14 protein-coding genes are annotated in these 19,961 nt (G+C 71.6%); 6 read left to right on the top strand and 8 right to left on the bottom strand.

Annotated features, from left to right (window positions below; genetic code table 11):
• Positions 1-95 precede the first annotated feature (95 nt).
• The 5 genes from OO69_RS02000 to OO69_RS02020 all read left to right on the top strand — a co-directional run bounded on the left by OO69_RS02000 (position 96) and on the right by OO69_RS02020 (position 6,760).
• Positions 96-1,028 carry a catalase family peroxidase gene (locus tag OO69_RS02000; protein WP_033278548.1) on the top strand — a complete coding sequence of 311 codons (933 nt, stop codon included), beginning with the start codon at positions 96-98 and terminating at the stop codon, positions 1,026-1,028.
• A gap of 127 nt (positions 1,029-1,155) precedes the next feature.
• Positions 1,156-2,079: an SGNH/GDSL hydrolase family protein gene (locus OO69_RS02005; protein ID WP_078652254.1), complete on the top strand. Its 924-nt coding sequence runs from the start codon at positions 1,156-1,158 to the stop codon at positions 2,077-2,079.
• Positions 2,080-2,413: 334 nt separating this feature from the next.
• On the top strand, positions 2,414-5,059 hold the full coding sequence (locus tag OO69_RS02010; RefSeq protein ID WP_234444319.1) for an AfsR/SARP family transcriptional regulator: 2,646 nt from the start codon (positions 2,414-2,416) through the stop codon (positions 5,057-5,059).
• Between the two features lie 115 nt (positions 5,060-5,174).
• Positions 5,175-6,092 (top strand): TIGR03619 family F420-dependent LLM class oxidoreductase, encoded by a 918-nt coding sequence (locus OO69_RS02015; RefSeq protein ID WP_033278549.1) that lies wholly within the window; start codon positions 5,175-5,177, stop codon positions 6,090-6,092.
• 8 nt (positions 6,093-6,100) lie between these two features.
• Positions 6,101-6,760, top strand: a complete 660-nt coding sequence (locus OO69_RS02020; RefSeq protein ID WP_033278550.1) for a hemerythrin domain-containing protein — start codon at positions 6,101-6,103, stop codon at positions 6,758-6,760.
• A gap of 2 nt (positions 6,761-6,762) precedes the next feature.
• Here the strand turns inward: OO69_RS02020 and OO69_RS02025 are convergent, their stop codons facing one another.
• Positions 6,763-7,962 (bottom strand): serine/threonine-protein kinase, encoded by a 1,200-nt coding sequence (locus OO69_RS02025; protein WP_078652255.1) that lies wholly within the window; start codon positions 7,960-7,962, stop codon positions 6,763-6,765.
• 254 nt (positions 7,963-8,216) lie between these two features.
• On the opposite strand from OO69_RS02025, the gene OO69_RS02030 reads away from it, so the two are divergent.
• Complete coding sequence (locus OO69_RS02030; RefSeq protein WP_033278551.1) at positions 8,217-9,539, top strand: DEAD/DEAH box helicase; 1,323 nt, start codon at positions 8,217-8,219, stop codon at positions 9,537-9,539.
• A gap of 26 nt (positions 9,540-9,565) precedes the next feature.
• On the opposite strand, the gene OO69_RS02035 is transcribed toward OO69_RS02030, so the two are convergent.
• From OO69_RS02035 to OO69_RS02065, 7 genes are all read right to left on the bottom strand, one after another.
• Positions 9,566-11,155, bottom strand: coding sequence for an MFS transporter (locus OO69_RS02035; protein ID WP_033278552.1), 1,590 nt, complete (start codon positions 11,153-11,155; stop codon positions 9,566-9,568).
• Between the two features lie 56 nt (positions 11,156-11,211).
• Positions 11,212-12,564 (bottom strand): hypothetical protein, encoded by a 1,353-nt coding sequence (locus tag OO69_RS02040; protein ID WP_033278553.1) that lies wholly within the window; start codon positions 12,562-12,564, stop codon positions 11,212-11,214.
• Positions 12,565-12,760: 196 nt separating this feature from the next.
• Positions 12,761-13,621, bottom strand: coding sequence for a PaaX family transcriptional regulator C-terminal domain-containing protein (locus OO69_RS02045; RefSeq protein WP_033278554.1), 861 nt, complete (start codon positions 13,619-13,621; stop codon positions 12,761-12,763).
• Between the two features lie 108 nt (positions 13,622-13,729).
• Positions 13,730-14,278: a hypothetical protein gene (locus OO69_RS02050; RefSeq protein ID WP_033278555.1), complete on the bottom strand. Its 549-nt coding sequence runs from the start codon at positions 14,276-14,278 to the stop codon at positions 13,730-13,732.
• A 326-nt stretch (positions 14,279-14,604) separates the two neighbouring features.
• Positions 14,605-16,695: an NAD-dependent DNA ligase LigA gene (gene ligA, locus OO69_RS02055; RefSeq protein WP_078652256.1), complete on the bottom strand. Its 2,091-nt coding sequence runs from the start codon at positions 16,693-16,695 to the stop codon at positions 14,605-14,607.
• Positions 16,696-16,791: 96 nt separating this feature from the next.
• Positions 16,792-18,762: a PPC domain-containing protein gene (locus tag OO69_RS02060; protein ID WP_033278557.1), complete on the bottom strand. Its 1,971-nt coding sequence runs from the start codon at positions 18,760-18,762 to the stop codon at positions 16,792-16,794.
• A 440-nt stretch (positions 18,763-19,202) separates the two neighbouring features.
• Positions 19,203-19,850 carry an Lrp/AsnC family transcriptional regulator gene (locus OO69_RS02065; RefSeq protein WP_051800715.1) on the bottom strand — a complete coding sequence of 216 codons (648 nt, stop codon included), beginning with the start codon at positions 19,848-19,850 and terminating at the stop codon, positions 19,203-19,205.
• Positions 19,851-19,961: the final 111 nt, after the last annotated feature.

Raw genomic sequence — 19,961 nt, forward strand, 5'->3', positions numbered from 1 at the left:
TCGTGGCGACTGATCCCGGCGACGAGTGAACCGGGTCCCGGAGCGGCTCGTAGACCGCAACGGCCCCGTGATCGGTTCGTCCTCTAAGGAATGCCATGTCAAGCAGTACCGCAGATCAGACCATGGCCGTCCGGGTCGTCGACAGCATGGAGCGGATGAGCGGGAGGCATCCCGGATACCGCCGGTCCAGTGCCCGGGGGGCCGGCTTCCGGGCCACCTTCACGCCCAGCGGGGCCGCGGCCGCGCTGACCACCGCCGCGCATCTGCAGACGCGGCCGGTTCCGGCGACCGTACGGTTCTCGAACTCCGAGGGAGATCCGCGCACGCCCGACACCGCGCCGGTGACCCGTGGCATGGCGGTCCGCTTCCACCTGTACGACGGCGGTGACACCGACCTCGTCGCCCTCAGCGTCCCCCGGTTCGTCGCCTCGACGCCCAGGGAGTTCCTTGAGCTGACCGAGGCCCTGCGCCCCGACCCCGTGACCCACCGGCCGGACCTGGCCCGGGTGCACGCGTTCGTCGGTGTCCATCCCCACCTGGCGGAAGCCGTCGCGCAGCGGCCGCCCATACCCGTCAGCTACGCCACCGCCGCCTACTGGGCCATCCACGCCTTCATCTGGGTCGACGCGGACGGCGCCAGGCGGCCCGTGCGGTACCGCTGGGAACCGGAGGCCGGACGCGCCGAACTCACCGCCGCCGACGCCGCCACCCGCACCGCCCACTACCTGACCGACGAACTGCACCGGCGCCTGGAACGCGCACCGGTGGCGTTCGACCTGCGGATCCAGCTCGCCGAACCCGACGACCCCACCCACGACCCCAGCACCGTCTGGCCCGATCACCGCAGGGAGTTCACCGCCGGGCGACTGGAGATCACCGCACCCGCCGACGACCAGGACCACGGGAACGCGCAGGCCTTCAACCCCACCCGTGTCACCGCCGGCATCCAGCTCTCCGACGACCCCGTCCTCGCCTTCCGGGCCCACGCCTACGCCGAGTCCCACCTCCGGCGCAGCCACAACCAATAGGGCACTGCCCCCAGCGGTGAACCTCCTTGGTGCGCGGGCCGTTTGACGTCACGCCAGCACAACGCCCCCGAGGCTGAGGCCTGTTGGCCGAGCGACTCGACGAGAGCTTCGGGGGCCCGACGAATGGATGGACTTGAACAGCGAACCGACCAAGGGAACTTCGGGCCGGCGCGGCCTGTCGCGCGGCGCCACGGTGGCGTGTTGCGCGATGGCCCTCTCCGCCGCGGGAGCGACAGCGGCGAGCGCCGGCCCGATATCCACCGCGCGTACGCCCGTCAACTACGTTGCCCTGGGCGACTCCTACGCCTCAGGCCCCGGCATCCCGACCCAGGTCGACGCCGCCTGCGCGCGGTCCGACCAGAACTACCCGTCCCTCCTCGCGGCGGCGAGGAACTGGCGGCTGACCGACGTCAGTTGCTCGGGCGCGACCACAACGGCCCTGGCCGGACCGCAGGGTTCACAGCCGCCGCAACTGGACGCACTCGGCGCCGACACGGACGTGGTGACCCTGACCATCGGCGGCAACGACCTCGGCTTCTCCAGCAACCTGGCCACCTGCGCCGGACTGACGTCGAAGGACCCGACGGGCAACCCGTGCCAGACCTTCTTCACGAGCGACGGCACCGACAGGCTGGCACAGCGCGTCGACGACATCGCTCCCAGGATCACCGCCGCGCTGGACGCCGTACGGCAGCGGGCTCCGTACGCCGAGGTCCTGGTGGTCGGCTATCCCGACCTGTTCCCGGACGACGGGGTCGGCTGCACCAGCTCCGCCGTGCCGCTCGCCGCCGGTGACTTCGCCTATCTGCGGGACACCGAGAAGAAGCTCAACGCGATGCTCGCGGACCGGGCGGCGGCGAACGGCGCGCGGTACGTCGACACCTACTCCCCGACCGTCGGACACGACATGTGCAAGGCGGCCGGCGAGCGCTGGATCGAACCCCTGGTAGCGCCGGCCCCGATCGCGCCCGCCCACCCCAACGCCCAGGGCCAGCAGGCCATGGCCGCCACGGTGGAGCGGGCCGTCCGCTGCGGTACGTACCGCCGCTGACCTGAGTTTTCCGGGGCTTTTCCAAACATGGTGCCGCAGTGGGCTGAAAGGCTTTGTCGGGGGTACTCGGCTTTCTGCGGCACCCAGGGGTGCCGCTCCCCGAGGGAAAGAGAAACCCGTGTACATAGGTCTGGGCACCGTCGTCGTCATCATTGTCATCGTCGCGGTCGTCATGATGCTGCGCCGCGGCTGACCCGTGCCCCTCGTACAGCACGAGCAGCCATAACCACAGCCCGCCCTGGATTCCCCTTTATGGATCCCCGGGCGGGCATGGTCACGACCGGCGCCGGTACGACTTCCGCTTTGTTCCGCCACTAGACTCCGTCAAGTGGCAATGGCGGTGGATGGGTACGAATTCGGGCTGCTGGGGCCATTGAGCGGTCGGCTCGGCGGGCGGGTGCTGGATCTCGGCAGCCCGTTGCAGCGCGCGGTTCTGGTCCGGCTGCTGCTCGGAGAGGGACGCCAGTGCGGCCTCGACCACCTCATCGACGCGCTGTGGGAAGAGCCGCCGGGCAACGCGGTGCGCTCGGTGCAGACGTACGTCTATCGCATCCGCCTCTCGCTGAGCGAGGAGCGGTCCCGCTTGGAGACCACCCAGGGCGGATACCAACTCGGCATCCCGGAAGAGGCAGTTGACGCGCTGCGCTTCGAGCGGCTCGTCCGCGAAGGCGAGGAACTGCGCGCCGCACGGCGGACCGCCCCCGCCCTGCGCGCGTTCGACGCCGCGCTCGCGCTGTGGTCGGGCGAGCCGCTGTCCGGCGTACCCGGCCCCTACGCCCGCCGCCACCGCGGACGGTTCGTCGATCTCCGGCTCAACGCCCAGGTGGCGCGGCTGAGTTGCGCCGACGAACTGGGCGACCACGCCCGCGTCGCGACAGAACTGATCTCCCTGATCGCCGACCATCCGCTGCGCGAGGACCTGTACGCGCTGCGCATGCGAGCGCTGTACCGCGCCGGACGGACGGCCGAGGCCCTGGCCGTCCACGCCGAGGCCCGCGAGACCCTGGTGGCCGAACTGGGCATGGATCCCGGGCCGGAACTGCGTGAGTTGCAGACCCGCATCCTCAGCGGCACCGAGCCGGACGCCGTCGAGCCGCGCCCCGAGGGGCAACTCGCCGGCGCCGCGCCGTCGTTCGGTGCCACCGCCTCGACCGGTCCTACGGCTCCTACGGCATCGACCGATGCCACAGCCTCCGCCGTCGCCCCCGACCCGTCGGCGACCACACGGACCGAGGAGGCGCCGGCCCGCGTCCGCCCCCAGCAACTCCCCCCGGCGCCGGGCGACTTCGTCGGCCGGGAGCGGCTGCTGGAGCGGCTCCGGCTGGCGTTGCGGCCCAGCGGGGAAGCGGTCGCGCTCGCGGTGCTCAGCGGGATCGGCGGCGTGGGGAAGACCGCGCTCGCGCTGCGCGTCGCCCACGGCATCCGCGGCGACTATCCGGACGGGCAGCTCTATGTGGACCTGCGGGGCGACGGGGGTCAACCCGCCGACCCCGCCGACGTGTTGGTCGACTTCCTCCTCGCGCTCGGCATGCCCGCCGCCGACATCCCCGTGACGCCCACCGCCCGCGCCGGCGCCTATCGGACCCTGACCGCCGACCGCCGGATCCTGGTGCTCCTGGACAACGCGTCCGACACCGCCCAGGTGACCCCGCTGCTCCCGGGCACCCCCGGAAACGCCGCGCTGATCACGACCCGGCACCGGTCGCTCGTACCGCCGGGCGCGACGCGTTTCGAGGTGCCGGTGCCCGATCAGCGGGAGGCGGTGGCCATGCTGGGCCGGTTCACCGGCGACGCCGAGATCGCCGCCGCCCCGGAACTCGCGCTCGAACTGGTCCACGCGTGCGGGCAGTTGCCGTTGGCGCTGCGCATCATCGGCGCCCGTACGGCAGCCCGTCCCGGACGCGGGCTCGGCGCGCAGCTGCAGCGCCTGCGCGCCGAGGAACGGCGGCTCGACGAGCTGCGGGCCGGAGACATGTCGGTGGAGGCCACCTTCCAGGTCGGATACCGGGCCCTCGCCCCCGACCGGGCCCGGGCGATGCGCCTGTGCGCGCTGCTCGACGCCGCCGACTTCCCGGTCGCCGTCGCCGCGATCCTGCTCGACCAGCCGGAACACGAGACCGAGGAGCAACTGGAGCACCTGGTGGAGGCCGGTCTGCTCGAACCGCATTCGGCCGACCGTTACCGGTTCCACGATCTGGTACGGGCGTTCGCCGCCCGGCGGGCCGAGCGCGAGGACGCCGTAGCGGACCGCGAGGCGGCGCTGGTGCGGCTGACGATGTTCCTGCACGCCACCCTGCTGCAGGCCATGAGCGCGACCGAGCAGGCCGGTTCGCTCAGCATCCATCTCTTCTCCGTGCCGCTGACCGGGCTGCGGTTCGCCGACGCCGAGGAGGCGCGCACCTGGCTGCTGGCCGAACACACGCTGCTGGTCTCGGTGTTCGCCCGGGTGCTGCGCGACATTCCCGGCGCCTCGACGATCGTCGTCGCCGCGCTGTCGGTGATCGCGTCGAGCGGACTCTTCGCCGGGCCCGCGCACCAGCGGGAACTGGAACGGATCACGGACCAGGCGGTCGCGACCACCGAACGGGGCGACGACCTGGCGCTGAAGGCACAGATCCGGCACATCCGGGCCTGGCTCGCCTTCATCCGCGGTGATCTCGCGGCGGCGGAGACCGATCTGCGCGAGGCGGTCCGGCGGCTGCGCGACGGCGCCGACCCGCTGACGTTCTTCATGGCCACCCGGCTGCTGTCCGTCGTGCTGGTGGACCAGGGACGGAGCTCGGAGGCCGTCATGTTCTTCGCCGAGTCGGAGACCGTCGCCGGAGCGGAGGACGATCCGAAAAGCCCCGCCTACTTCCTCCAGCAGGTGGCCCGCCTGTACACCGCCCTGAGCTCGGACCGGGCCGAGGTGGACATCGCCGCGGCCCGGCATGTGTACGAGGTGAGTGACAGCCTGCGGCGGGAAGCGGCGAAGCGCTGAGGCCGTCCGTCCGCCGAGCCGGTTCCGCGTTCACGTGCCGTTGATCGCCTGTCGATCCGTATCCCGGAGGGTGATCCGAGAACGGACCGCAGACCTCCTCGAACAGGTGACAGACATGCTCAAAATCGGCCTGGGCTCTCCCCAGTACGGGTCGTTCACCGACCCCGCCACGATCTCCGGCTTCGCCTCCGCCGTCGAAGCGATCGGCTACGACAGCCTGTGGGTGGGCGACCGGGCCCTGGTGCCGACACAGCCGCGCGACCCGTATCCGGGCGGCGGTCCCGTACCGGAGGAGTACCGCACCTTCCTGGACCCCGTCGCCACACTGTCCTTCCTGGCCCACGCCACCCGACGGCTGCGCCTGGGGACCAGCACGCTGAACGCGCCCTTCTACTCCCCGCTGCTACTGGCCCGTTCGCTGACGTCCGTCGACATCCTCAGCGGGGGGCGGCTCGACATCGGGTTCGGGCTCGGCTGGTCGTCCGACGAGTACGAGGCCATCGGCGTCCCGTGGCGAGGGCGCGGGGCCCGCCTGGAGGAGATCCTGGACGTCCTCGATCACGTCTGGTCCGGTTCGTCGGCCGAGCACAGGGGCGCTCTGTGGACGATCCCGAGCGCGCACATCGGCACGCTCCCCGTGCAGCGCCCCCGCCCGCCGGTCCTCCTGGGCGGCTTCACCCCGGCCACGCTGGAACGCATCGGCCGGCGCGCGGACGGCTGGGCCGGCGTGGCACTTCCGGTGCCCCAACTCGCCTATGTCATCAGCCAGATCAGGCAGATCGCGGAGGCCAACGGACGTGACCCCGAGGCCCTGCGCACCGTGGTCCGGGTGAACCCCGCGGTGACGGCCGAGGCCGCGCCGACCGATGCCGTCCCGCACCGGGGAACGGTCGTACAGGTCTCGGACTACCTGCTCGCCGCCCACGCGGCCGGCGCCGACGAGGTGCTCATCGACCTGCAGCAGACCGCGCGGGACGCGGAAGAGCTGACGGACCTGGCAGACCGTTTCCACGACCAGCTGAGCAAGGGCTAGGGAGCACCATGTCTGACGTAGTCACCTCGAAGCCGGATGTCCACGACATGGTGGTGGTGCACCGCACCTTCCGCCAATCCAGCGCGGAACTGCCGGAGTTGGTGCGCGGACTGCGGCCCGGCGACACCGCGCGGGCCCAACTGGTCGTGGAAGCGGTGCGGTTCATGCTGATGGGTCTGGAAGCCCACCACGTGAGCGAGGACGAGTTCCTCTGGCCCCGGCTCTCGGCGCGGACGACGCCGCACGCCGAGGCGATCGCGCGCATGGAGGAACAGCACCACCGGCTCGAGGAGTTGGTCACGCTGGTGAGGGGCGCGCTGGACGGGCTGGCCGCCGATCCCCGGCCGTCCGTCTGTGAGCAGGTGGCGGCTCAACTCACCGAACTGGGCACGGTGTTGACCGCGCACATGGACGAGGAGGAGAACACCATCCTCCCGCTGGCCGCCGACCATCTGAGCGTCGCCGAGTGGGAGGAACTCGGCGAGATCAGCCTGGCCAAACTGGAGAAGAAGCATCTGCTGCGCGCCTTCAGCGCGTTGATGGCGGTGGCGACCCCCGAGGAGCAGCGGGCGATCCTCGCCAAGGCGCCACTGCCCGCCCGCGTCCTGTGGCGCCTCACCGGCCGCCGCTCGCACGCCCGTTGGGAGGCCCGCCTGCGCGGGGCGTGAGCCTACGGCGCGGCCGTGCCGGAACTCGTGCTGCTCGGCGGATCGGTCGGTGTCGTGTCCGCCGAGCTGTGGTCGGGGGAGAACCAGGCGAGGCCGATCAACAGTGCCCCGAGGAAGATCGCCACGGCGGCGACCGTGACCAGCGTCTTCGACCGGCGTACGGCGACGCCGCGGCCTCCCGGTCGCTGCCGGCGCCGGTTGCGGTGGGCCGGAGCGGTGCCGGCGGTGGCGGCGGTCGGGAAGGCGTACGTGGTCACGGAGCCGGGGCTGGAGTCAGAGCGGGGAGCCGTGTTCGTGCGGGGCTTCACGGCCGCGTCCCAGGCGGTCGCGCTGGGTGTCGGCTCGGGGCGCGGTGCGGCTGCCGGGAGGGGCTCGGGACGCCCCCGCCAGGCGCCGGACGCGAACCACTCGGCCACCTGGCGCGCCGTAGGACGGTCCTCGGGGCGCTTGGCCAGGAGACCGAGCAGATAGTTCTCGAAGGCGGGCGGGAGTCCGACGCCGAGTTCCCGCGGGGGTACCGGGGGTGTGTCGAGGTGGTGGTGGAGGACGGCGATGGCGCTGCCGGCGCGGAACGGCGGTTGTCCGGTGAGGAGTTGGTAGAGCACGCAGCCGAGCGAGTAGACGTCGGACGGCGGTCCTGCGGGCTGGCCCAGGGCGCGCTCGGGCGCGATGTACAGGCTGGTCCCGACGATCTGGCCGGTCGCGGTGAGCGCGCCGTTCGGGTCGTTCATGAAGTGCGCGATGCCGAAGTCGGCGATCTTCACGGACCCGTCGGAGCCGAGGAGAAGGTTGCCGGGCTTGATGTCCCGGTGCACGATGCCCTGGTCGTGCGCCGCGCTGAGCCCCGCGGCCGACTGGGCGGCGATGTGGGCCACGTGCTCGGCCGGCAGGGAACCCGCCTGGGCGAGCACGTGGGAGAGGCTGTCCCCCTCGACCAGCTCCATCACCAGGTAGAGCCGGCCCTCCTGCTCGCCGAAGTCGAGGACGCCGACCACATGGGGGTGGCTGAGCCGGCCCGCGGTCTGGGCCTCCAGGCGGAAGCGGGCGGTGGCGGTGGGCTCGGAGTTCTGGGAGTGCAGGAGCTTGACGGCCACCGGTCGGCCGTTCATCTCGTCGTACGCCTGCCAGACCTCGCCCATCGCGCCGCGTCCGATGGTGGTGTTCAGCCGGTACCGGCCCGCTATCAGCACCTGTTGCTTCATCCTCACGCAGTGGAACGACTCGACTGCTGCGGGCCATGTCCCTTTGAGGGAAGGGGTGTTGGTGGGGTGGCGCAGCTGTCACAGCCTACTGGCGGACAGGCGGTCACCGACCGCGATCCCGCACATGCCTCGCGGCGGCGGGCGGGCCGGAGGCGCGCTGGTAAAATGGGGGCACGCTTCGACGCCGCCGGGGCCCGTACCGAGGGGTACGGGCCCCGGTGCCGTTGCGGGCACAGGACTGAGGAAGGTTCCCCATGAACGCGAAGCCGCCGGCCGTTTCCTTCGGCGCGCTCGGACTGCCGCCCGAGCTGGTCGGGACGATGACCGGCCTCGGGGTGACGGAGCCGTTCCCGATCCAGGCGGCGACCCTGCCCGACGCGCTGGCCGGGCGCGATGTGCTCGGCCGGGCGCGGACCGGTTCCGGCAAGACACTGGCCTTCGGTCTCGCGCTGCTCGTACGGCTCGCGGGCCGGCGGGCGGAGTCGAAGCGGCCGCTCGCCGTGGTCCTGGTGCCGACCCGGGAGCTCGCGCAGCAGGTCAGCGACGCGCTGGAGCCGTACGCGAAGACGATGGGGGTACGGCTCGCGACGGTGGTCGGCGGGCTGTCGATCAACCGGCAGCAGGCGCTGCTGCGCACCGGCGTCGAGGTGGTCGTCGCGACGCCGGGGCGGCTGACCGACCTGGTGTCGCGCCGGGACTGCCTCCTGAACCATGTGCGGATCACCGTGCTGGACGAGGCGGACCAGATGTGCGACCTGGGGTTCCTGCCGCAGGTCTCGGACCTCCTGGCGCAGATCCCGGCCGACGGGCAGCGGCTGCTGTTCTCGGCCACGCTCGACCGTGACGTCGACCAGCTGGTCAAGGACCACCTCCACGACCCGGTGCACGCGTCGGTCGACCGGGCGTCGGGCTCGGTCACGACGATGGAACACCACGTCCTGAACATCCACGCCGCCGACAAGTACGCGACGGCGACCGAGATCGCCGCCCGGGACGGCCGGGTGCTGATGTTCCTCGACACCAAGGCCACCGTGGACCAGTTCACCCGCCATCTGCGGGCCAGCGGCGTCCGCGCGTCCGCCCTGCACAGCGGCAAGTCGCAGCCCCAACGCACGCACACGCTCGGCCAGTTCAAGGACGGCGAGATCACCGTGCTGGTCGCCACCAACGTCGCCGCCCGGGGCATCCACATCGACGCCCTCGACCTCGTCGTCAACGTCGACCCGCCCGCCGACGCCAAGGACTACCTGCACCGCAGCGGGCGTACGGCGCGTGCGGGCGAGTCCGGACGTGTGGTCACCCTGGTCACCCCCAACCAGCGGCGCGACGTGAACCGGATGATGTCCGACGCCGGTATCCGCCCGATCGTCACCCAGGTCCGCTCCGGCGAGGAGAAGTTGACCGCCATCACCGGCGCCAAGCGCCCGCCGACCGAGACGAAGACCAGCACCGGCAACGCCCCCTTCCGCGGCATGGGCACCCGCCCGGGCCGGGCCGGCAAGGAGACCCGGAAGACCGCCGAGGCCCGCAAGGCGGCGGAGGCCCGCGCGGCGGCGAGGGTCCGCAAGAGCCGCTGACCCGTGGGGAGTTGGCTCTCTCGGGACTACTCCGGCTGTACGGCGGCGTCATGTGAAGCCGCGTCGCCATCCGAAGTGGCACGGCCCCGGAGCGTGACCAGAGCCAGCAGCGCCGAGCACAGCGCGGCCGTACCGCAGACCACGAAGCCGATCGAGTAGCCGTGGCCGAGGGCGTCCATGGCGAGCGGATGCAGCTCGGCCAGCTTCGGCGAGGCCGCCGAGGCACCGTTCACCGCGAGCGGCCCGCCCTCCTCCAGTACGGCCGTGCCCGCGCCCTTCAGTGCCGAGGGCAGGGCGGAGTCGTGCAGGGAGGCGGAGAAACTGCTGGCCGCGCGGCTGAGGGCGACGGCGCCGATGACGGCCGGGCCGAGGGTGAAGCCGAAGTCCCGGAGCAGGTTGGTGGTGGCGCTCGCCATGCCTGCCAGATGGGTCGGCACGGTGTTGACCGCCGTCGCGGTGATCGAGGTGACCGTGACCGAGAAGCCCAGGCCGACCAGACCCAGCGGCACGATCAGCGAGGTGAAGGCGGTGTCGGTGATCGGCAGCGTGGCCGCCAGGTAGTCGCCCGCCGCGATCAACAGCAGCCCCGCGCCCAGGAGTAGACCCGGCGCGACCGTACGCAGCAGCCGTTCCGTCAGCGGCAGCATCACCAGCGTGATGCCGTTGAGCAGAACGAACGCCAGGCCCGTCCGCATCGGGGCCTGGTCCTGCACCGGGCCGAGCCGGATGCTGACGGAGTAGGCGGTGCCGAGGAAGGCGAACATGCCCACCACGGCCACGACCGAGGCCACCGCGAAGGCGCGGTTGCTGAACAGATCGAGGCGCAGGAGCGGGGACTTGGCGCGCTTCTCGGCCAGGACGAAGGCGGCGAGGAAGACGGCCGCCAGGACGAAGGCGATGACGATCGAGGGCGAGGCCCAGCCGTCCGTCGGGCCCTGGATGATGGCGTAGAGCAGAGCGAACAGCCCCAGACCGATGGTGACTTGGCCCGCTATGTCGAGTGAACGGCCTTCCGGAGCACTGGAGTTGACCACGAACAGGGCGCTGACGGCGGCGCTCGCCGCGGCGATGGCGGTGACCACGACGAACGACCAGCGCCAGGAGCCGTAGGTCGCGGTGACGCCGCCGAGCAGCGGGGCGAGGAATCCGCCGGTGGAGAGCAGGGCGGCCCACATCGCGATGACCCGGGCGCGCTGTGCGGGCGAGGTGGTGCCGGCGGCCAGGATCGCCAGCGAGGTCGGGAACAGGGCGGCGGCGCCGAGGCCCGCGAGGGCCTGCCCGGCCCAGAGCTGGTGGACGCCGGATGCGGTGGCACTGGTCAACTCGCCCACGGCCAGCAGGGCGGCGCCGCCGACCAGCAGCCGCTTACGGCCGAAGAGGTCGCCCAACAGGCCGAAGGTCAGCTCCAGTACGGCGACCGGGAGCAGGAACGCGTCGGAGATCCAGGTGAGTTGGGAGCCGACCGGATGCAGGTCGGACTGGAACAGCCCGTTGAGCGTGGCCGGTATGGCCAGGCCGATCTGGGCGAGGCAGACGGCGAGGAGACCGGCGACCAGGGTGCCGGTGGTCAGTCCGGGGCCGGTGGCGGCGGTCCTGGTGGAGGGTGCGGTCGTCATTGACACGGAGGGCTCCTGGGGCGCGCGGGGAGAATCGGGGAGGGGGTGCTCTGGGATCAGCGGGTACCGGTCAGGCCGCTCGGCCGGTAGTCGGTGAAGGCGGCGCCGTCGAGGCCCAACTCGTCGGCGCTGCGCTGGAGTTGGGCGGCCGTGGTGGCGTCGCCCCAGTGCCGGGTGTCCAGCCGGTGTTCCACGGCGTGCAGACCGGCGACCACTTCGGCGGTGGTGAAGTTGCAGTGGCTCTGGCGGGACACGTAGGCCTGTCGCAGGAGATGGGAGTCTCCGGCCGCGCGCACCCGCCCGGCGAAGGCCGACTCCTGTTCCACGGGCACCAGTTGGTCGGCGGTGGTGTGGAGGTCGAGCAGGGGAACGGCCAGTCCCTGTCCGGCGGTTGAGGTCCGTTTCAGGTGGGCCACCGCGGCCGGGTCGGCGGTGATGTCCGCGCCGCGGGTGAGCCGGTTCAGGTCGGTGCGCAGGTCGAGGCCCGCGTCACGGTAGAGCGCCTCGACCTGCTTGACGTGGGCGGACTTGCGGAGCAGCCCGGCGTAGTCGACGCCCTTGTTCCAGGAGGTGTTGCCGCCGGCGGACTGCTCCACCGACCAGCGCGCCGGGATGATGAACGAGAGCAGGCCCTGGGCCAGCCAGGCGTACTGCTGCTGCTCCTGGCCCGCGAAGTCGCCGTGCGCGGGCGGCAGTTGGCCGGGAGCCCAGTCGGCCAGATTGAGATAGGCGGCGGCGAGAGCGATCCGGGCCCGGCCCGCCGGGGTCTGCTGCGCCGTCTCCACGGCCGTCGTGAGCCGAGCGGCGAGGGCGGCGCCGTCGGCCTGGCCGTCTAGGTTCACCAGGGCACCGGCGTCGGCGGGGTCGAAGAACGTGGCCAGGGTGTACTCGGCGTCCAGCTGGTAGTTGTCCAGATCGACACCGCCCGCCACCAGACCGCACAGACCGAGCGCTCCGTCGACGCGGCCCGCGCCGTCGCGGGCGATCTGGGCGTTGACGAGTCCGCCCATGGACTGGCCCACGGAGATGACGCGGGTCGGTGTGCCGACCTGTGTACGGAAGGCGGTGAGCGCGGCGAACTGATCCCGCTCGGCCGAACTGAGCGCCCACATCGAGCCGTTGGGGTCGTAGGAGGACCCGGCGAGGGCGTAACCGGCGGCCAGCAGGGCCTGGCTCACGGCGGGCGAGGGCGCGTCGGCGGCGGTGGTCGGACCGAAGCCGTGGCTGAACAGCAGCAGGGTGCCGTTCCACTGCTCGGGCGTGTCCGCGATCCAGGTGGCGCCGTCGGCCAGCGTGCCGGAGTAGTGACCGGCGGTCGCGGCGTGGGCGCCGGTCGCCGGGCCGATCAGGGCGGTCGCGAGGGCGGTCGCGCAGGCGGCGGCGAGGGTCGAGAGACGGGGTCGGGGCATGACGGCGGCTCCGCGAGTCAGGGGGGACCGAGGGGGAGCGTGCTGGACGTGCGAGGCGGTCGCACGAACTGGAAGAGCGCTGCGAATGTAGGGCTCTTTTTTGATGGCCGTCAATAGAGTGACCAATAATGAGGCGGCCGGATCCGCGTGCGGGCGCACGGGGGCCGGGTGTGGATGCGAGGGGTCCGTACGCGGATCAGTCGAGCGTCAGGGTGTCCAGCAGACGTGCGGCCGCGCGCGCCGCCGGTCGCTCCCAGCGGCTGGCCAGCCCGCGGAAGACGGTCTCCGCCTGCGCGGCGGGCCAGTCTCCGGGAAGGTGCTCGGCGGGCAGGTGCGGATCCCGTCGTACGAGATCCAACCAGTCGGTGTGCAGCAGGAGTTGACCGGCGAGGTCGTCGCCGGAGGTCGCCGCGGGCAGGGGGTCGGTGCGGTCCCAGCGGTCCAGGAACGCGCGGTACCGGGCGCCGATCGCCGGCACGTCGAAGGCCTGCTCCAGCACCTCACGGACGTCGGTCGGGGACTCCACCTCGGCCCGGAACACACGCAGATACGGTTCCAGGCCGAGCCCGGCCACCATCTCGCGGACGTCGACGGGCGCCGGGGCCACCCACAGGCCGTTCTGCAGCGGGCCGAAGCCCGCCCAGATCAGCCGGGAGCGCAGATCGTGCCGTTCACGGCTCCACGCCTCGGGCAGCGAGAAGCCCACCATCGTCCAGCGGCCGTCCCAGTCGCGGTTCACCGCGCCGGTCTGCCAGATGCGGTCCCTGCCGTCCGTCAGCACCTGCACGGCGTGCGGCGTCAGCGCGAAGTACGTCTTCCGTCCCTGGCGGCGGCGCTCCAGCAGATCGCGCTTGACCATCCGGTTCAGGGTGGTCCGCACCGCTTCCTCGGTGCTCCCCACCCTCCCGAGAGCGGCGATCACACTGCCCGACGACACGGCGACGGGCCGCCCCAGCACATGAGCACCGAAGAAGGTCAGCATCAGGGACTGGGTGCGCGGCTCGGGTCCGCTCTCGGCGGCGGGTCCGGGGGCGACGTCAACACTGGTCACGGGCACAGCGTAGGCCCGGGGCGGCGGTAGGGAGCCGCTGTTCCGGTAAGTGTGTCGCGTCTGTCACGGCAGTCAGTGATCAGCCGAGTGTTGGAGTCCCGGGTGGCGCGTGGCTCAGAAGGTGAACGCCTCGGTCAGGCGCAAGGTGTAGCCGTCCTCTTCCATCAGGACGACCGTGACGCCGAACGGGGACGGATGGTCCAGTTCGAGGGGAGTGAAGGCGTAGCCGACCGCTGCCTGCACGGGAGGCAGCAGTTTGGCGTCGGGCTGGGGAGCCGGGGCCGGCTGCCACTGGGGTCCGGCGGAGGCCGGGTCCTCGGTGTACGGGAACTGGTGGAGCGTGTGGCCGTCCTTCGTGGCGTGCACCATGTTGAGGCAGGGGGACGGGCCGTCGGCGGGGAGTTCGCAGGTGGTGGCCACGTCCTGGGTCTCCCAGGCGAGCACGATCTCGTCGGCGTTCGCCGCCGCGGCGATGTTCGACAGCGACGCGATCGCGGTGAGCGCGTCCTCGCCGGACTTGACCGGGCGCAGCCAGATCAGGCCGACCAGCTCGCCGCGCACCAGCGGCATGATGACCGGGCGGGGCACGGCGCCTTCGCTGAGACCCGCGACGTACGCGCTCTTCATCGACTCCGTCAGCGCGTCGAACGTACGCGTGTCCATGAACTCCCCATCCGCAGCGGCTGTGTGGCGTCCATTCTGCCCCGGTCACGGAGTGCGCGAGGTCGCTCCTCGGAGTGAAAGAAGGCCCCGGCTGGACGGGGGAGACCAGCCGGGGCCGTACATGGTGGCGTGCGGAGGGCGGTCGCCTCTCGGCGAGGGGCTCCATGGGGCTTCAGCCGGACGATCGTCCCCATGGGCTATAGGTGAGGCCCGGGGACACTGTCCCCTCCGCAGCCACGTATAGATGAACGGGCCACCTGCCTCAGTTGTTCCCGCTCAGGTTCGGTCGGCGACTGTGAGCTGCGGAACACCCCATGCGGCAGGTCTCAGTTGAGGTAGTCGGCGATCAGGGCCGCGAACTCGTCGGGCGTGGCGAGGCGGATGCCGAGCGTCTCGGCCTTGGTCTGCTTCGAGCCCGCGTTCTCGCCCGCCACGACCAGGGTGGTCTTCTTGGAGACGCTGGAGGAGGAACGGCCGCCGGCGCGCTCGACGAGTTCGTTCATCTCGTTGCGGCTGAGCTTCTCCAGGGGGCCGGTCATCGCGCCGGTGACGACCACCGTCATCCCGGACAGCGGCCCGTCGTCGGCCGTGGTCTCTTCGCTGCCGGCTTCATCAGTGATGGGCGCGGGCGGGGTCGCGCCGGGCTCGGTCATGTTGACACCGGCGGCGACCAGTTTGTCGATGAGCGGGGCGAGTTCGGCCAGCTCGGCCACGATCGAGGGGGCCTTCTCCGTGCCGATGCCGTCGACCCGCTGCATCGCTTCCGCGTCGGCGGCACGGATCTCGTCCATGGTCGCGAAGTACCGCGCGATACGGCGGGACATGGAGCGGCCGGTGCCGCGCACCCCGAGCGCGCACAGCACCCGGGACAGCGGCTGCCCCTTGGCCGCGGTGAGCGCGGCGAGGAGGTTGTCGGTGCTGGTCTCGCCCATCCGCTCCAGGCCCAGGAGCTGCTCGCGCGTGAGGGCGAACAGGTCGGCCAGATCGGCGACCAGACCGGCGTCGACGAGCTGGACGACGCGGGTGTGGCCCAGTCCCTCGATGTCGAGCTGGTCGCGGCCCGTGGCATAGGAGAGGGCGGCGACCAGGTGGCAGTTGCGGCCCTGTTCGCAGCGCCAGCGCAGTTCGCTGGTGTCGATGGCGGAGCCGCAGCGCGGGCACACCTCGGGGAACACGATCGGCTGTTCCTCACCGGTGCGCAGATGCGCGACCGGGGCCTCGATGCGGGGGATCACGTCACCGGCACGATGGACCATGACGTGGTCGCCCAGGCGCAGGTCGCGGCGGGTGATGTCGCCCGGGTTGTGGAGCGTGGCGTAGGTGATGGTCGCGCCGTCGATCTCCACCGGCTCCAGGACCGCGCGCGGGGCGATGATGCCGGTGCGGCCCACGTTCCACTCGACCTCCAGCAGCCGGGTGATCTTCTCCACGGCGGGCAGCTTGTAGGCGATCGCCCAGCGCGGGGCCCGCGTGCCCGACCCTGCGGCCCGCTGGTCGGCGGCTAGGTCGGCCTTGATGACGATCCCGTCGATCCCGAACGGCAGTTGAGCCCGCAGCGCGGCGATCTCCTGGACCCGGGCCAGCACCTCCTCGACCGTGCCGGCGGTGACGCCGGGCACGTCGGTGGTGGCCGTGGTGTTGACCCCGTAGGCCGCCGCCTGGGTCATGAGGTCGCTGTGCGCGAGCTCGGCCAGCCGCGCCGCGAGGTCGGCGTCGGTGTCGGCGAGGGGCAGCAGGCCGTAGCCGAAAAACGTCATCGGCACCGTATAGGCGCGCTCCTTGGCGCGCAGCGTGCCCGCGGAGGCGCCGCGCGGGTTGGCGAAGGGCTGGCCGCCGTGTGCGGTGCGGACCTCGTTGCCGTGCTCGAACTGGGCGGTGGTCATGAGGACTTCGCCCCGCACCTCTACAGTGACCGGCTCGGCCAGCTCCTGCGGCAGGCCCTCGATGGTGCCGATCGCGTGGGAGACGTCCTCCCCGGCCGTGCCGTCGCCGCGGGTGATGAGCCGGGTGAGGCGGCCGCGCGTGTACCGGGCCGCGATCGCGAGGCCGTCCAGCTTCGGCTCCACGCTGAACCGCGTGACCTCGTGGTCGATTCTTCGCGCCAGCGAGGCCGTCCAGGTGGTGAACTCCTCCGCCGAGAACACGTTGTCCAGGCTCAGCATCGCCACCGTGTGCGGGACATCGCCCTCGACCGCGCCACCGGCCACCTTCCCGGTGGGGGAGTCGGGCAGCACCTGCTCGGGATTCTCGGCCTCCCACGCGGCGATGCCGCGCACCAGCCGGTCGTAGGAGTCGTCGTCCAGCGCGGAGGTGCCACCGGCGTAATAGGCGGCCGACGCCTTCACCGCGTCCTCGACCGCCTGCGCGTAGGCGGCGGCATCCACGATCACAGCTGCAGGAGTTGTCATGACTCTCATCCTGCCTGCCACCACTGACAATGCCCCTGGCCCGACGCGGCGCGGCCTCCCCGCCCGCCCCCGGGAGGGCGGGCGGGGAGGCCTTCGTGCGGGTGCTCAGCCGAGCCCGCGGCTGTACGCCCAGGCGGTCGTGTTCAGGGTGTCCTCGGAACCGGTGAACGGCTCCTGCGGGGTGTAGGAGTCGGTGGTGAAGTCGACGTCCACGTCGTCCGCCGTACCGCCGATGCCGTCCGCCCCGACGCCCAGCATCTGGGCGATGTTGCCGCCCTGGTCCATCAGGTTCGCGGTGTCGTCGAACTGGTCGGTGTGCCAATTGCCCGAGTAGTGCCCGATCTCGTGCGTGATGATGTTGCCGAGTCCCCGGCCGATGAAGCCGATCTTGTCGCTCCGCGGCCCCAGATAGGTGTTGAGCGAGTTCGGGTTCGGCGCCGCCGCGCTCAGCAGGTCGAGCAGGACGAGCGCGGTGTCCTCGTGGCCGTAGTTGCCGGGGTCGATCGAGGACGAGATGCCGATGGTCGGGATCCCGGACTCGGCGATGGAGCCGCCGACGACGACCCGGCTGACGTCGGGCTGCCCGAACGGGTCAGGATTGTCACGGCTGTTGAGGACCCGGACGGCGAAGTGCGGGTCGGTGCCCTTCTTGGCGAGATCGGTCGCGATGTTCTCCTTCACCGAGGCCACGACGGCGTCGATCACCTTGTTCTCGTCGGCTGGGCTGAGCCCCCAGCCGGGCAGGAACGCGGACAGCGGTGACAGGTCGTGCTGCGCACCGCCGGAACCGAAGATCGACGTGTTGACACGAGCGCCGTCGAAGTTGAGGAAGAGCGTCTGGACCGTGCCCTTGCGCTCCACCTCGGTTCCCGGCCGGTATGCCTCCAACTCGGCCTGATAGGCGCCGACTCCGTTGCTCACGGCGAGGAAGTACCGGCCCGCGCGCGGCGCCACGAGGTCGACGGTGGCGTTGCCACCGCCGGGCAGCGGCGATGCCGGGGCGTAACTCCCGCTGGCGTCGAGGGCCGAGCCCATCAGCTCGGTGCCGGCGGCGTCGTAGAAGGACAGATGGTGTCCGCTACCGGTGACCGTGGCCCCGACGACGTCTCCCGCCTTCAGGTCGACGCCGTAGACGTCCTGGTCCCCGCCCTGCTCGGTGGAGAGCTTCAGGCTGTACGCGCCCTCGGAGCCCGAACCGGCGCCGCTGGCGGGGTCGTTCGGGTTGGTGGGCGAGCCGATGTTCGGGCCGGACCCCGCCACCATCAGGTAGTAGTCCCCGGTGGTGGGCAGCGCCAGGCTCACGGAAACGTTTCCACTCGACGGGTCGTCGGCCCAGAACACCGTGCCGCCGTTCGCGTCGTAGAGCCGCGCGATCGCGTTGAGGTCGCCCTGGGCGCCCACGTCCACCGTGAGAACCACGCCGCTCGGTACTCCGGAGATCTTGTAGAAGTCGAAGTCACCGTGACCGTCACCGGCGCTGCCGTGCGGCCCGTCACCGATGACGCCGGAGGTCTTGACGGCCTGCCGCGCACCCGCCACACCGGTGTCGATGGCCAGCGGGATGGACCCGTTGTCCTCCGAACCGGCAGGCAGGGTAACGATGTTGGGGTCCTCGGCGAGGTCACCGGTGATGGCGACTGCCGAGTTCTGACGGGTGCCGGTGCCGAAACCCGTGATGCGCTCGGCGGTCGGCACCCTGTCGTTGGCGCCGAGCGTGCCCGCGGGTTCCTTCTCGGTGTACGGCGTCGCGGCCGCGAGCCCGGCCAAGTCCCGCCGTGCGGCCCGGAGTTTGCCGCGGGCTCCCCGATCCACGTCGGCCTGAAGGAAGTTGACCTTGCCCCGGGCCTCGGCCGGCAGCAGGGCCAGCGACGGATCGAAGTTCAGCCCGCCCGGGCTGGCCGCGCCCTGGTGTGCCAACTGGAGCCCGTCGGTGATCTGTTGGGCGATCCGGTCGGGTCGGTTCCGTGCGGTGTGCTGATCCGCGTGTGCCGGTGAACCGGCGACGGACATGGCCGCGCTGAGTAGGGTGACGGTCAGGATGCTGGTTAAGCGGTAGCGATGTGCGCCTGCGCGCATGCGGTCTCCCCTCCGCGGGACCGCGCTCGGCGGTCCGGCGGTCCTGTTTCGAGCGTTCTGGTCAGGAGCGCTCTGGGCAGGGCCTGATCGGATGGGGTGCCGGTGGTGGTGTCGGTGGGGCTGGTGGTGGTGCGATGGCGGCGCCCGGGATCAGGCCGTCCGGCAGAGTTGGTCTAGTCCACCAGTAGGGCATGGGCATGTCAATAGGGCTCTGTGCTGTCCGGTCGTAGAGCGGGCGTCGGTGTCCGGTGGGGCGGGGGCTTCGGTGGGCGGGGCGGGTTCCGGCCTCGGCGATCGCGCCCACCCGCTCACCTCGGCCGCCCGCACCCACCCGTGCCCCCGCTGCCCGCACTCGCCCGCGCCCACCCGTGCCCCCCGGCACTCGCCTGCGCACCCCCCCCGCCGCCCGCATCCCCGCGCCGGAATCGGTCGCCGCCCCGTCAGTCCTCAGGCTCGGACGTGCGTTGCAGATCGGCCCGGCCCTCGGCCGCCCGGATGAAGCGGGTCATGCCGAACTGGCTTGTTCCGGGGGCCTCTTGGAGGGTTCCGGTCGCCGATTCGGTGGAGCGGGGCGTGGTCGGGAGGACGTACGGGCGGCGGAGCACCTCGTCGAGGATGATCACGGTCTCGGTCGCGCGGACCGCGGGGATGGTGGAGAGGCGGTCGGTGACCAGGCGGTGGACGGCGGTCACGTCGGCCACCCGGATCTGGATCATGGCGTCGTGCTGGCCGGTGGTGACGGCGCAGTACTCCACCTCCGGCATCTGGGCGAGCGCGGTACGGAACTGGTTCCACAGTTCCTGGCGGACCGTGACGAAGATCAGCGCGCAGATCTCCAGCCCGACCCGGTTGTGGTCGACGCGGGCGCTGAAGCCGTTGATCACGCCGTCGGCGCGGAGCGCTTCGAGGCGGGTGTAGGCGTTCGCGCGGGAGACGCCGACGCGTTCCGCGAGGGCGGCGACGGAGATGCGGCCCTGGGTGCGGAGCACGTCGAGGATCTTGAAATGCACCGAATCCAGGGCAAGACCGATGCCGATCCGTCCAGAGCGGCGCGAGCCCGGGGTCTCCGGGGTCGACAGATCGTCCATGTTCGCGCCTCTCCCTTGCATTTCGTCTCGCGCTGGTCCCGTCCGCCGAGAGTCCTGGTTAGTTTCAGCCAACCCTAACGGCGAATCGTCCAGGTCCCCTCCCGGCATCCG

The sequence above is a fragment of the Streptomyces sp. NRRL F-525 genome, assembly GCF_000716605.1.
Lineage (GTDB): Bacteria > Actinomycetota > Actinomycetes > Streptomycetales > Streptomycetaceae > Streptomyces.

Excerpts from the sequence above, each read along its gene's own strand:
- OO69_RS02050 (WP_033278555.1), bottom strand. The coding sequence starts at position 14,278 with ATGGACACGCGTACGTTCGACGCGCTGACGGAGTCGATGAAGAGCGCG.
- OO69_RS02030 (WP_033278551.1), top strand. The coding sequence starts at position 8,217 with ATGAACGCGAAGCCGCCGGCCGTTTCCTTCGGCGCGCTCGGACTGCCG.
- OO69_RS02000 (WP_033278548.1), top strand. The coding sequence starts at position 96 with ATGTCAAGCAGTACCGCAGATCAGACCATGGCCGTCCGGGTCGTCGAC.
- OO69_RS02005 (WP_078652254.1), top strand. The coding sequence starts at position 1,156 with ATGGACTTGAACAGCGAACCGACCAAGGGAACTTCGGGCCGGCGCGGC.
- OO69_RS02015 (WP_033278549.1), top strand. The coding sequence starts at position 5,175 with ATGCTCAAAATCGGCCTGGGCTCTCCCCAGTACGGGTCGTTCACCGAC.
- OO69_RS02060 (WP_033278557.1), bottom strand. The coding sequence starts at position 18,762 with ATGCGCGCAGGCGCACATCGCTACCGCTTAACCAGCATCCTGACCGTC.
- OO69_RS02065 (WP_051800715.1), bottom strand. The coding sequence starts at position 19,850 with ATGGACGATCTGTCGACCCCGGAGACCCCGGGCTCGCGCCGCTCTGGA.
- OO69_RS02035 (WP_033278552.1), bottom strand. The coding sequence starts at position 11,155 with ATGACGACCGCACCCTCCACCAGGACCGCCGCCACCGGCCCCGGACTG.
- OO69_RS02010 (WP_234444319.1), top strand. The coding sequence starts at position 2,414 with ATGGCGGTGGATGGGTACGAATTCGGGCTGCTGGGGCCATTGAGCGGT.
- OO69_RS02040 (WP_033278553.1), bottom strand. The coding sequence starts at position 12,564 with ATGCCCCGACCCCGTCTCTCGACCCTCGCCGCCGCCTGCGCGACCGCC.
- OO69_RS02020 (WP_033278550.1), top strand. The coding sequence starts at position 6,101 with ATGTCTGACGTAGTCACCTCGAAGCCGGATGTCCACGACATGGTGGTG.
- OO69_RS02025 (WP_078652255.1), bottom strand. The coding sequence starts at position 7,962 with ATGAAGCAACAGGTGCTGATAGCGGGCCGGTACCGGCTGAACACCACC.
- ligA (WP_078652256.1), bottom strand. The coding sequence starts at position 16,695 with ATGAGAGTCATGACAACTCCTGCAGCTGTGATCGTGGATGCCGCCGCC.